The following is a 12,323-nucleotide window of genomic DNA, read 5'->3' as shown; positions in this document are numbered from 1 at the left end:
ATAAATCTGTTCCCTTATCTCACTTTCAACCGCGAATAAACGCCAACAAATCCGCATTGATCTGATCCGCATTCGTCGTCGGCATACCATGCGGGAAGCCCGGGTAAGTCTTGAGCGTTGCATGCTTCAACAGTTTGGCCGACAGCGGCGCCGAGTCGGCAAAGGGCACAATCTGATCATCCTCGCCATGCATGACCAGCGTCGGCACTTCAATCGCCTTCAAATCTTCGGTGAAGTCAGTCTCGGAAAACGCCTTGATGCAGTCGTAATGCGCTTTGGCGCCGCCCATCATGCCTTGGCGCCACCAGTTGTCGATCACGCCTTGCGAGGCCTTGGCCCCGGGCCGATTGAAGCCATAAAACGGCCCCGCCGGCACGTCCACATAAAACTGCGCGCGGCTGGCGACCAGCGCCGAGCGGAACCCGTCAAACACTTCCAGCGGCAGCCCGCCGGGGTTCTTCTCCGACTTGACCATGATCGGCGGCACCGCGCTGATCAATACAGCCTTGGCCACGCGTCCAGGCTTGGCGCGCGCGGTGTAGCGTGCGACCTCACCACCACCGGTGGAATGGCCAACATGGATCGCGCCCTCGAGGTCGAGGGCATCGGTCAACTCGATGACATCGGCGGCGTACGTGTCCATTTCATTGCCTTCCCACGTCTGCGTCGAGCGCCCGTGCCCGCGACGGTCGTGGGCGATCACCCGGTAGCCTTTGAGCAGGAAGAACATCATCTGGTTGTCCCAGTCATCCGCGCTCAAGGGCCAGCCGTGGTGAAACACGATCGGCGTCGCGTCCTTCGGACCCCAATCCTTGTAGAAAATCCGCGTTCCGTCTTTGGTCGTGATGGTGTTCATGGCATGTGTCCCCTTGTGATCTGGTGGGTGTGGGGCGTGCAAAAGGTAGCGCGCTCGTGGTCGCGAACGACGGGGTACGAGCGGGCTTGGTCAGTGTAGAAGACGGGCGGGGAGGGACGCTTTCAAGCGATGGGTGGGGTTTGTTGGTTACTGGCAGCTATCGGCAAGGAGCAGTCACTCATTGACAACCTAATACGCCGAGTTGTGTTTACGATAGGTGCCGTTTCGACAGGAGCAATGCAATGGATCTGAAGTTCAGTCACGTAGATGTACTGGTCAAGAATCTTGAGGAAGCCTGTGCTTACTACGCACACATACTAAACGCCAGGATCTCCAAAACGCTTGTCTGGGAGCGGGGTGGTCTGCACGTCCACTACGCGATTGCAATGATCGGTCAAGAGCGTTTCATGCTGGTGCAACCGTTAGCGGGGAATCTGAAAGAACTTTTAGATTCTTCGGGTGAAGGGATGATTTACCGCCACTGCTACTCAACAACGGATATCGAAAAAGCCTATGACGAATTGATAGACGTCGGTGTTCAGCCTCAAGACGAAAATGGAGAACCATTGGCTCGCGCGAATCTGCAATCCCCGTCCGGCGCACGCATCATCTGGTTACCAAAGCGCTTCGGGCACTTTTCTATCGAGATACTTGAAGAAAAGGCTCTGGAAGCGTTTATCGAGACTGCCTTTATCTAAAAACAATGTAGCAGCCGTTCACGACAGGCTACTTTTGGCAGAAGCGGACGTTCAACATCCGTCTTTTCGCCTGTTCTGAATGCTATACACCGAGAAAAAGGGACGGATTTATTTTTCCGTTCTACCCACGAAAAAGGGGGCATGTAAATAAGTCTGTCCCTTTTTCCCCAATCTTACTTTCGTGACGACTGTTGAGTAAGTTGAGTCGTCATCCGCTTTATAAATAGTGTTCAGGGGGCTGAGTCTGTGTATTCATCGAGTTTTCCTTTCCTGAATATTTGTCTCTGTCGTGCTAAATACGGCCCAGTCAGAGTTACTGACGGGAAGCGCCAGAGTCGAATTGGACGCGGATGGGCCGATTGCTGCCTCCCAAGAGGATCCCTACGCTTGGAAGAATCGATCGGGCCGGCAGGGGCAAAGGGCACTGGACGCCTTGTCATCGATGATCTCCTCGCTGGCAAGGCGTCCCACTACCGCCGCCAAAGTCACTCCAGGGTGCATTGCACAAACATAGACGCCGCCCACTTTTGGTAGATAACCGATAACGGGGATGCCATCGGCAGGCATGGGCCTAAGTCCGACACAAGCCCATTCCGGATCTATAGAAACAACACCATGGAGTTCGTTCTGGATGGTCTTGGCAGTTCGAAGCGCTATCGCTGCCGGCTGATTTTCCATGGAGTCGTCCACGTAATCTTCTGCCGCCAGCAACGCACCCTCCGGACTTTGCCTCACTTCCATTTCAGGGCTGGAGATGAGGGTGTGCACGAGGTTGGGTTGTGACTTGTAACGGATGAAAATGGCGGGCGAGGCCTCGATTGGCAGGGACACTTCAAGCATGTCTGCCAGCTTCGTAATGCCTGTCCCGGCCGCCAATACGACAATATCGGCATCGATGATGCCTATTGTTGTTTCGACTCCGGTCACCTTTGCACGCTGGGTTACAAAGCCGAGCACCCGCGTCTGAGTGAGAATCTTCGCCCCATGCGCCTGGGCACCTGCAATCAACGCATGCGTAGCTGCCACTGCGTCCAGCGCCCCTTCTTCAGCCACATACACAGCAGACTGAGGAGGATTCTTGAGATTTGGTTCAAGGTCGAGAATCTGCGATCGAGACACCAGATTTGCCGAAGCTTGGCTACCTGAGATCTGCAGCTCTCCACTTGCCATCACGCTGTAAGACAAGGCTCCTGTCCATCGTACCTTCAGACCAGGCAGCTGCGTTTCGAGTCGGCCGTACTCCTTGATTGCAGAACCGCGCAGTTGCGCAATTGGGTCAGGTTCGGGGTGTGAGGTATTGATCCAGGCGAATGAACTGCCAGTCACTCCCGAAGCTATTCCTTGAGCCTCGACCAAGGTGACATTCGCGCCTTTACCTGCCAAGTGATACGCCAATGACGCGCCCACGATGCCTGCACCAATGACAACCACTCGTTTGCCCTGACCATTTCCCATATCAACCTCCGTTCTGTCGATGTGCCGATGGTACGACAGCTGGATGATTTCATGACATGAGAGCCTGATCGTTCAGGACGCTTTTTGAGTGTCTGCTTCTGGCCGAAAGCACCCCTCACCAAGCAGCGCCGATCATGACGCCCATCGCTGCCCGAACGTCCCACTCAAACCTGATCCAACACCTCAACCACACCCTTATCCTCCCCCAGAAAACCCCCACTCTGATGCTGCCAAAGCCGCGCATACACCCCATTCTTCGCCAGTAATTCGCTGTGCGTACCCTGTTCGATAATGCGTCCGTCATCCATGACGATGAGCCGGTCCATGGCCGCGATCGTGGACAGTCGATGGGCGATGGCGATGACGGTTTTGCCTTGCATCATTTCATCGAGGCTTTCCTGGATGGCGACTTCGACTTCCGAGTCCAGCGCGCTGGTGGCTTCGTCGAGCAGCAGGATCGGGGCGTTTTTGAGCATGACTCGGGCGATCGCGACGCGTTGGCGCTGGCCGCCTGACAGTTTGATGCCGCGTTCACCCACCAGGGTGTCGTAGCCGCTATGACCTTGGCGGTCGCTGAGTTGGCTGATGAATTCATCGGCCTGGGCATTGGCGGCGGCGCGGCGGATTTGCGCGTCGGTCGCGTCGGGACGGCCGTAGGCGATGTTGTCGCGGATGGAACGGTGGAGCAGGGAGGTGTCCTGCGTGACCATGCCGATGGAGGCGCGCAGGCTATCTTGCGTCACTTTGGCGATGTTCTGGCCGTCGATGCAAATCTCCCCGCTGTTGACGTCGTAGAAGCGCAGCAGCAGGTTGATCAGCGTGGATTTACCCGCGCCGGAACGGCCCACCAGGCCGATTTTTTCGCCCGGGCGGATGCTGAGGTTCAGGCCATTGAGCACTTGGCGTTCGCCGTTGTAGTTGAAACTCACATTGTTGAAGGTGACCGCGCCGCCGGTGGTCTGCAGCACGCCCGCATCCGGCGCGTCCTGCACTTGGGTGCCGAGAGTCAGCGTCGCCATGCCATCCTGGGCGGTCCCGATGCTTTCGAACAGCGAGGTCATTTGCCACATGATCCAGTTCGACATGCCATTGATCCGCAATGCCATTGCAATGATTGCCGCCACGGCGCCGGCGCCGACCGCACCCTGGTGCCACAGCCACAGGGCATAACCGCCGGCGGCCATGATCAGCGCCACCACCAAGGCCTGGTTGACGATCTCGAACTGGCTGACCAGGCGCATCTGCCGGAACCCGGTTTGCTTGAAGTCTTCCATCGCGGCACGCGCGAAATGCGCTTCGCGATTGGAGTGGGAGAACAGCTTCACCGTGGTGATGTTGGTGTAGGCGTCCGAGATACGCCCGGTCATCATCGAGCGTGCGTTGGCCTGTTCCTGTCCGACTTTGCCCAGGCGGGGCACGAAATACCACATGGCCAGCCCGAACAGCACGAACCAGGCCACGAAGGGCAGGATCAGTTTCAGCGCGAAGCCGCCGGCCAGCGCGATGATCGCGATGAAGTAAACGCCAATCCCCGGGAGGATTTCGATCAGCGTGAACAGCACGTCGCGCACAGCCAACGCCGTCTGCATCACTTTGGTGGTGACGCGCCCGGAAAACTCATCGGAAAAAAACGAAAGGCTTTGTCGCAGCATCAGGCGATGGAAGTCCCAGCGCAGGCGCAACGGCAAATTGATCGCCAAGACCTGGTGCTGCACCATCGTGCGCAACGCCACCAGCCCGACGCTGGTCACCATGACAATGCCCATGCCCCACAACACGGAACTTTCCTGCGCCGCCGCTTCACCGCCGGCCTGCCAGGTCGAGAGCAGGTCCACGATCTGCCCAAGGAAGGAAAACAGCCAGGCTTCGTAAATCGACACACCGGCACTGAGCAGCGCCAGCGCCAGGATGTAACCGCGAGCGCCGCGGGTGCAGGCCCACAGAAATCGGGCCAGGCCGTCGGGCGGCGGGGGGACCTCGTCGGGGGGGAAGGGGTCGAGCCTTCGTTCAAACACACGAAGCATGGCGGTCTCCAAAACGATCAGTTGGGGGGAGTTTGCCATTGAACGGCGGCGTTGAGGGTTTGGAAGGTTCGCCTGCGCGATGGCGGCGTGCCAGTCGACATCCTCGTCATTGACCGATCGCCTTCGCGGGCAAGCCTTGCTCCTACATTTGTATTGCGTCGTTCACAGAGCTGGCGGGCAACATCAATCCCTGTAGGAGCAAAGCTTGCTCGCGAAAGCGGCGCGTCAGTCGACATCCTCGTCACTGAGACACCGCCTTCGCGGGCAAGCCTCGCTCCTACATTTGTTTGCGTCGTTCACTGTGAATAGGGGACAGATCTATTTTCTTGTTTTTCTTCGAAAATAAATCGGTCCCCCTTATCTTGTTTTACGAAAAGTCAGCTGCTCAACATGTTCGGCGGCGGTTCTATCCGGCTACTCGCCTCGCGCACTACCATCGTGAATAAAACATCCTCCAGTCACACCTGAAACGTTCTCAGAGGCTCCACAGGGTAATTCAGCTGCTTCAGCGACAATTCAAACTCACTGAGAAAATCATTCAACCGAGACTTCTGAATAGACAAAACAAAGCGAAACTGTGCGCCGTCATTTCTCTCAATGACAACGCCGCGATCCCGCGCGCCTAGCCATCCGCCCTGAACATAACCGGAAATTTTTTTGATGTCCGATCGAGGTATCACGCCAGAAAAATGCTCTGAACTCATCTGCTTTTCGACAGTGACGCCCGACGAATCAAAGCCCACGTGAAAACCGGCCTCGGCAGGACTTTCATTATCGACCTTAGCCTTGCTCTCCGACTTTTCTACCAGTTTGATGGTCACGATCACAAACACAACAATCGCCACCACACCGAGTATCAAATAAGCAACAGGATCGGAAAATGAAGGCCTTCCAAACACATTCGCAAACACGACACCGAACACAATAATGGCGTACATCCATTTTGTACTCGCTTCCATAAACCTCCAGGCCTTACCGAACGGCTTGATATACGCCTCGTGAGGATGAACATAAATCGCCTGAATAATATTCGCCGGAATTACCACACTCACTCCTGCCACTCCCTTTTCTTAAAATCCATTTCGGAACGCATGGTAACCGGTCTGTCGACATCCTCGCCATTGACACACCGCCTTCGCGGGCAAGCCTTGCTCCTACATTTGTTTTGCGTCGTTCACAAAATTGGCAGCCAACACCAATCCCTGTAGGAGCAAAGCTTGCTCGCGAAAGCGGCGCGTCAGTCGATATCCTCGTCGCTGAGACACCGCCTTCGCGGGCAAGCCTCGCTCCTACATTTGTTTGCGTCGTTCACAGAGTTGGCGGGCAACATCAATCCCTGTAGGAGCGAAGCTTGCTCGCGAAGGCGGCGTGTCAGTCGACATCATCGTCACTGACACACCGCCTTCGCGGGCAAGCCTCGCTCCTACATTTGTCTGCGTCGTTCACAAAATGGGCGGGCGACATCAATCCCTGTAGGAGCAAAGTTTGCTCGCGAAAGCGGCGTGTCAGTCGGAATCACCGTTATAGACACACCGCCTTCGCGGGCAAGCCTCGCTCCTACGGTTTCAATCAGATCAACGCCAATGCCTGCGCCAAATCCGCCCGCAAATCCTCCACATCCTCAACCCCCACCGACAACCGCACCAACCCATCCCCAATCCCCAACTGCGCCCGCGTCGCCGCCGGAATGCTCGCATGGGTCATGATCGCCGGATGCTCAATCAAACTTTCCACGCCACCCAAACTCTCCGCCAGGGCGAAGATTTTTACGTTCTCAAGGAAGCGTGTGGCGCCGGCCAGATCGGTATTCAATTCAACCGAAATCATCCCGCCAAACCCGCGCATTTGCCGGCGCGCCAGTTCGTGCTGCGGATGTGACGGCAGCCCCGGATAGTAGACGCGGGACACTTGCGGCTGGTCTTCCAGCCATTGCGCCAGTTCCAGGGCGTTGCTGCAGTGGCGTTCCATGCGCAGGGCCAACGTTTTTACGCCACGCAGGGTGAGGAAGGCGTCGAATGGGCCGGAGATCGCGCCGACGGAGTTTTGCAGGAAGCCCAGGCGTTCGGCCAGTTCCGGGTTTTGCCCGACGACGGCGATGCCGCCGATGACGTCGGAGTGGCCGTTGAGGTATTTGGTGGTCGAGTGCACGACGATGTCGAAGCCCAGCTCCAGCGGACGTTGTATCCACGGGCTGGCGAAGGTGTTGTCGGCGACGCAGATGATGCCGCGGTCGCGGCAGGTGCGGGCGATGGCGCTGAGGTCGGTGAGGCTGAGCAGGGGATTGCTCGGCGTCTCGACCCAGACCATGCGCGTGTCGTCCTGCAGCGAGGCTTCGAAATTCGCCAGGCTGGTCAGGTCGACGTAGCTGAAGCGATGCCCGGCGCTGCGTTGGCGCACTTTGTCGAAGAGGCGGAAGGTGCCGCCGTACAGGTCATTGCCGGAGACGATGTGCGAGCCGGCGTCGAGCAGTTCGAGCACGGTGGAAATCGCCGCCAGCCCGGAGGCGAAGGCGAAGGCCTGGGTGCCGCCTTCGAGGTCGGCGACGCAACGTTCCAGGGCAAAGCGCGTCGGGTTATGCGAGCGGCCGTAGTCGAGGCCCTTGTGCACGCCGGGGCTCGATTGCAAGTAGGTGGAGTTGGCGTAGATCGGCGGCATCAGCGCCCCGGTGGACGGGTCCGGGACCTGGCCGGCGTGGATCACCCGCGTGGCGAAGGCACGTGGCGCACCGGTTTCATCGTGCTGACTCATGTAAGGGATCTCCGTAAATGATTGAGAAGGTCGACGCGGGTAATCAGGCCGTGGAAGCCCGAGGCGTCGGCGATGATCGCCACCAGTCCGCGGTCAAGTTCGGCTTGCAGTTCAGGCAGGCTGGCGCCGGGCGACAGGGTTTGTACCTTGTCGGTCATCGCGCTGGCCACGGTCAAGCGAAAGTGCGAAGCGTCTTCCTGCATGCCGAGCAGAATATCGGACTCGTCGATCACGCCGACCAACTGCTTGCCATCCACCAGCACCGGCAGTTGCGATACATCCGCCAAACGCATGCGCTGGAACGCAGTGAGCAGGGTGTCGTCCGGGCCGACGCTGATGCCCCGGCCATCCTCGAAACGCCGGGAGATCAGGTCGCGCAGGTCGCCGTAGCGTTTGTATTGCAGCAAGCCCTGGTCGTTCATCCATTGGTCGTTGTAGACCTTCGACAGGTAGCGGGTGCCGGTGTCGCAGACGAAGGTGACCACGCGTTTCGGCTCGGTTTGTTCGCGGCAATAACGCAGGGCCGCGGCCAGCAAGGTGCCGGCGGACGAGCCGCCGAGAATCCCTTCGGCGCGCAGCAGTTGGCGGGCGTGGTCGAAGCTTTCTTCGTCGCTGATCGAGTAGGCGTGGCGCACGCTGGAGAGGTCGGTGATTGACGGAATAAAGTCTTCGCCAATGCCTTCCACCGCCCACGACCCGGGCTTGCCAAGGACGCCGCTACGGCTGTATTCGGCCATGACCGAACCGACCGGATCGGCCAGGACCATTTCCAGGTCCGGCTGTACGCGCTTGAAGAATCGGGTCAGCCCGGTGAGCGTGCCGGCGGAACCCACGCCGACCACAATCGCATCCAGATCATGCTGGGTCTGCGCCCAGATCTCCGGCGCGGTGCTGCATTCGTGGGCCAGCGGGTTGGCCGGGTTGTTGAATTGATCGGCGAAAAACGCGTCGGGAATTTCCTTGGCCAACCGCGCGGCCACGTCCTGGTAATACTCGGGATGGCCCTTGCCGACATCGGAGCGGGTGATGTGTACTTCGGCGCCCATGGCCTTCAAGTGCAAGACCTTCTCCGTGGACATCTTGTCCGGCACCACCAGCACCACCCGATAGCCTTTGGCACGCCCGACCAGCGCCAGGCCCAGGCCGGTATTGCCAGCGGTGGCTTCAACGATAGTGCCACCGGGTTTGAGGCGCCCATCGCGTTCGGCGGCGTCGATCATCGCCAGGCCGATACGGTCCTTGATCGAACCGCCGGGGTTCTGCGATTCGAGTTTGAGAAACAGCGTGCATGGGCCGGTATCGAAGCGGCTGACGCGCACCAGCGGCGTGTTGCCAATCAGTTCGAGAACGGCGGGGCGGGAATTAGTTGGCATGTCGTCACCTCCTGTGGGGGGCAGCCACTGGCGACGGGATTTGTCGTCTACCAGTTGCAGGTAAATCACGCTTGGACCATAGGCCGGGTTGGCACCATCCGCAACCTTGCATCGTCACTCGGTATAACGGTTCGAAATATTAGATAAATAGTTACTGGATAGCGTTAACAATATTCAGTTGATATGGATTAGTCGGCGAAAGTTGGGGGCGGAACAATTCAAATGGGTCTTTGAGTGTTCATGTCTAATGGCGGGTGATCGCACGCTCAATAGTATGACGTTTTTGAAGGGTGGGAGGTGTAAATGAGAGTTCGTCGCTATTGCACCTGTTTGATGCTGTACAGTAACTAGTGGATCCAATAGATAGTAGTCGCGCCCCTCTGTAATCAAGTAAGCCAGTTGCCATGGGCGTTGACGGTTAGTTGTCAGATTAGTGGGCGATTAAGACGGTGTTAAGTGGGGCTGCCGTTTGTCGGTAGTCTGCTCGAAAAATGAACATTTCTGGAGCATGGGCCTCTGATCCTTCAGCACGTCACCCCATGACCTGCTGCAGCTGTCGCAGAAAAAGAAGTGGAAATTGAACCTCATGTGCAGAGTATGCAAATGGGGATTTTTTTATCTGCAATTCAGGAGGTATCACATATGCCGGTCGTTGATTTGCCAGGCGAATCAATGGGCATTGCAGTGCCAAGTCTATGATTTGGCTTGTCTTGTATAAGTAAGATCGCGCAGGATTTTTTGAGTGGACAAATATCCTGTTAAGTAGCTGATCTGTACTATCGAATAAGGTGGAGAACTGACCGTGGCGATAAATACAATTATGAGCCTGCTCGAAAATAAAGAATTCATGGAGTTTTTACGTCTAGGTGTTGTGTATGTTCATTTAGTGGCGTGTTGTGTGGCAATTGGCCTGGTGTTGACCAGTGATATCACAATGGTCAAAGATTTAATTAAGCGAAAAACATTCACTGAACATGATAACGCTCACATGGAAGGCCTTCAGAAGTCTGTCATCGTGGCATTGATAGCGTTGTGGCTGACCGGTATCGGCATAGTCGGTATTGATTATCTGGACAAGGGGATGGATTACTTTATGAATCCAAAACTTCAAGCCAAAGTGATTATTGTCCTGTTGTTGAGTTATAACGGCATCCTGCTGCATCGCTTGGTGTTGCCGGCCCTGCAAAAGGCGGGCTCCTTGCTCAATCTCGGGTTCAGTGCACGGATGCTGGCGCTGTTCTGTGGCTCGTTATCAGCGGTGTCCTGGATGTATGCCGCGATGCTCGGTGTCGGGCGCCCGTTGGCCTGGAAATATTCGCTTTCTGAACTGTTGCTGGCCTATCCGGTGCTGATCGTGCTGGGCTTCCTGACGATGCTGGTGTTGACTTGGCGAGCGAAAAAAACCGACTCAGTCGTTACGCTACATCGTGCTGTGGCGAGCGCATGCTAAACCGGTTTAGCGTGTAAGCCCCGAGGACTTTTCCGCAGTCAGACAAAGGAAACGGCCTTGTTTGTGTCGGGTGGCAATCCGGGCCCCGCACAAGGAAGGTCGTTGTGGTTTTGAGTTACGCCTGTGCCTGTGGAAGCCTGGCAATCACCTTGATCTCGAAATCAAACCCATACAGCCACGTCACACCCACCCCCGTCAGCGTCGGGTGCGGTGCGTTGCCCCAGAACTCCGGCACGATCTTCCAGATGGTTTCGAACTTCTCCTCGGGATTGACGATAAACACCGTCACATCAACCACATCATCGAACGTGCAACCCGCCGCGACCAGGATCGCGTTGAGGTTGTTGAACGCGCGCCGCACTTGGGTTTCCAGATCGGGTTCGGGCGAGCCGTCTTCGGTGCTGCCAACTTGGCCCGAGACGAACAAAAAGCCATTGGACTTGATCGCCGGCGAATAACGATTGCGCTCGTAAAGTGCCTGGCGTCCTGGCGGAAAAACCACATCACGCTGAGTCATAAAGTGCCTCCATCGGCAGGTCAACACTGACCCGCAATTAACGATGAAGGAACTGTAGGCACTTGCGCCCGCCCGATAAACGAGCAACCTTGGCCATCACTGTTTGTAATACCCAAACAATCCGGGGCAAAAATGGACCGTTTTGATGCAATGCAGGCCTTCGCCCGGGTGGTGGAAACCGGCAGCTTCACCAAGGCCGCCGAGACCCTGCACATGAGCAAGACCAGCGTGACGCAACTGGTGCAGCAATTGGAGGCGCGCTTGCGGGTGAAATTGCTCAACCGCACCACGCGCAAGGTCAACGTCACCGCCGACGGCGCGGTTTTTTATGAGCGCGTGGTGCGGCTGCTGGCGGACATGGACGATGCCGAAACCAGCCTGTCCGGCGCCTCGGTGCAACCCCGGGGCCGCCTGCGGGTCGATGTGCCCAGCCCGCTGGCGCGGCTGATTCTGATGCCAGCATTGCCGGCGTTTCATGCGCGCTACCCGGACATCCAGATCGACATGGGCGTCAGTGATCGCATCGTCGACATCATCGGCGAGAACGTCGATTGCGTGGTGCGCGGCGGCGAGCTTACGGATCAATCGTTGATGGCCCGGCGAGTGGGCGAGCTTCAGCTGGGCGTGTTTGCCGCGCCGAGTTACCTGGAGCGGCTCGGTACGCCGACGCATCCGCGGGAGCTGGAAGATTCGGAGCATCGGATCGTCGGCTTCCTTTGGGCGAGTACGGGCAAGGCTTTGCCCTATGCGATGAGCAGCGGCAGTGAGCGCTTACAGATCAAGGGTCGCTATGTGCTGGCGGTCGACGATGGCAATGCCTACCTCGCGGCGGGGCTGGCCGGGATGGGCGTGTTTTGGTTGCCGGACTACATGTCCAAAGGCCCCGAAGCCCGGGGTGAACTGGTGCGCCTGTTCGCGGATTGGCGCCTGGAGCCGATGCCGCTTTATGTGGCTTTTCCGCCCAACCGGCACATCAGCATCAAGGTGCGGGTGTTCATCGATTGGGTCGCGGAGTTGATGGCGCAGCACGCGCCGATCACTGGCCCATAGAAAACGCCGGATCCGCTGTAGTGTGCAAAACCTGTGGCGCGGCGGGCATGGCGGTATTGGGCGATGCCGCCACGCCGCTGCGGATTCTCTGCATCACACTGATCCTGGGCGGCGTGATCGGGTTGAAGTGGGTGTCGGCGGATTGATTGGGT

11 protein-coding genes are annotated in these 12,323 nt (G+C 57.5%); 4 read left to right on the top strand and 7 right to left on the bottom strand.

The window, feature by feature from the left end; genetic code table 11:
• Positions 1-25: 25 nt before the first annotated feature.
• The gene (locus ACY4LX_RS21390; protein WP_463257760.1) at positions 26-856 is read right to left on the bottom strand and encodes an alpha/beta fold hydrolase; all 831 of its coding nucleotides are present in this window, start codon (positions 854-856) and stop codon (positions 26-28) included.
• A gap of 242 nt (positions 857-1,098) precedes the next feature.
• On the opposite strand from ACY4LX_RS21390, the gene ACY4LX_RS21385 reads away from it, so the two are divergent.
• Complete coding sequence (locus ACY4LX_RS21385) at positions 1,099-1,554, top strand: VOC family protein (RefSeq protein ID WP_463257759.1); 456 nt, start codon at positions 1,099-1,101, stop codon at positions 1,552-1,554.
• A gap of 381 nt (positions 1,555-1,935) precedes the next feature.
• Here the strand turns inward: ACY4LX_RS21385 and ACY4LX_RS21380 are convergent, their stop codons facing one another.
• The 5 genes from ACY4LX_RS21380 to ACY4LX_RS21360 all read right to left on the bottom strand — a co-directional run bounded on the left by ACY4LX_RS21380 (position 1,936) and on the right by ACY4LX_RS21360 (position 9,154).
• On the bottom strand, positions 1,936-3,009 hold the full coding sequence (locus ACY4LX_RS21380; RefSeq protein ID WP_463257758.1) for an NAD(P)/FAD-dependent oxidoreductase: 1,074 nt from the start codon (positions 3,007-3,009) through the stop codon (positions 1,936-1,938).
• 164 nt (positions 3,010-3,173) lie between these two features.
• Positions 3,174-5,033, bottom strand: coding sequence for an ABC transporter ATP-binding protein (locus tag ACY4LX_RS21375; protein WP_149659754.1), 1,860 nt, complete (start codon positions 5,031-5,033; stop codon positions 3,174-3,176).
• A gap of 458 nt (positions 5,034-5,491) precedes the next feature.
• Positions 5,492-6,085 carry a hypothetical protein gene (locus ACY4LX_RS21370; protein WP_463257757.1) on the bottom strand — a complete coding sequence of 198 codons (594 nt, stop codon included), beginning with the start codon at positions 6,083-6,085 and terminating at the stop codon, positions 5,492-5,494.
• A 517-nt stretch (positions 6,086-6,602) separates the two neighbouring features.
• On the bottom strand, positions 6,603-7,781 hold the full coding sequence (locus ACY4LX_RS21365) for a trans-sulfuration enzyme family protein (RefSeq protein WP_463257756.1): 1,179 nt from the start codon (positions 7,779-7,781) through the stop codon (positions 6,603-6,605).
• Positions 7,778-9,154 (bottom strand): pyridoxal-phosphate dependent enzyme, encoded by a 1,377-nt coding sequence (locus tag ACY4LX_RS21360; protein WP_463257755.1) that lies wholly within the window; start codon positions 9,152-9,154, stop codon positions 7,778-7,780. The genes ACY4LX_RS21365 and ACY4LX_RS21360 overlap by 4 nt, the downstream gene beginning before the upstream one ends.
• 802 nt (positions 9,155-9,956) lie before the next feature.
• On the opposite strand from ACY4LX_RS21360, the gene ACY4LX_RS21355 reads away from it, so the two are divergent.
• Positions 9,957-10,604: a hypothetical protein gene (locus ACY4LX_RS21355; protein ID WP_463257754.1), complete on the top strand. Its 648-nt coding sequence runs from the start codon at positions 9,957-9,959 to the stop codon at positions 10,602-10,604.
• 115 nt (positions 10,605-10,719) lie between these two features.
• Here ACY4LX_RS21355 and ACY4LX_RS21350 read toward each other — a convergent pair whose 3' ends face one another.
• Positions 10,720-11,121: a RidA family protein gene (locus ACY4LX_RS21350; protein WP_149659749.1), complete on the bottom strand. Its 402-nt coding sequence runs from the start codon at positions 11,119-11,121 to the stop codon at positions 10,720-10,722.
• Positions 11,122-11,253: 132 nt separating this feature from the next.
• Between ACY4LX_RS21350 and ACY4LX_RS21345 the strand changes: the two genes are divergently transcribed.
• Positions 11,254-12,171 (top strand): LysR family transcriptional regulator, encoded by a 918-nt coding sequence (locus ACY4LX_RS21345; RefSeq protein ID WP_463257753.1) that lies wholly within the window; start codon positions 11,254-11,256, stop codon positions 12,169-12,171.
• Positions 12,172-12,191: 20 nt separating this feature from the next.
• Entirely contained in the window at positions 12,192-12,317 is a 126-nt protein-coding gene (locus ACY4LX_RS21340; RefSeq protein ID WP_463257752.1) for a hypothetical protein, read from the top strand.
• Positions 12,318-12,323: the final 6 nt, after the last annotated feature.

Source organism: Pseudomonas sp. Emmai (genome assembly GCF_055179735.1).
This window is presented reverse-complemented; position numbering and strand designations above follow the sequence as displayed.

Bases quoted from the DNA above. Each gene is read 5' to 3' on its own strand.
- ACY4LX_RS21390 (WP_463257760.1), bottom strand. From the start codon at position 856: ATGAACACCATCACGACCAAAGACGGAACGCGGATTTTCTACAAGGAT.
- ACY4LX_RS21385 (WP_463257759.1), top strand. From the start codon at position 1,099: ATGGATCTGAAGTTCAGTCACGTAGATGTACTGGTCAAGAATCTTGAG.
- ACY4LX_RS21380 (WP_463257758.1), bottom strand. From the start codon at position 3,009: ATGGGAAATGGTCAGGGCAAACGAGTGGTTGTCATTGGTGCAGGCATC.
- ACY4LX_RS21375 (WP_149659754.1), bottom strand. From the start codon at position 5,033: ATGCTTCGTGTGTTTGAACGAAGGCTCGACCCCTTCCCCCCCGACGAG.
- ACY4LX_RS21365 (WP_463257756.1), bottom strand. From the start codon at position 7,781: ATGAGTCAGCACGATGAAACCGGTGCGCCACGTGCCTTCGCCACGCGG.
- ACY4LX_RS21360 (WP_463257755.1), bottom strand. From the start codon at position 9,154: ATGCCAACTAATTCCCGCCCCGCCGTTCTCGAACTGATTGGCAACACG.
- ACY4LX_RS21350 (WP_149659749.1), bottom strand. From the start codon at position 11,121: ATGACTCAGCGTGATGTGGTTTTTCCGCCAGGACGCCAGGCACTTTAC.
- ACY4LX_RS21345 (WP_463257753.1), top strand. From the start codon at position 11,254: ATGGACCGTTTTGATGCAATGCAGGCCTTCGCCCGGGTGGTGGAAACC.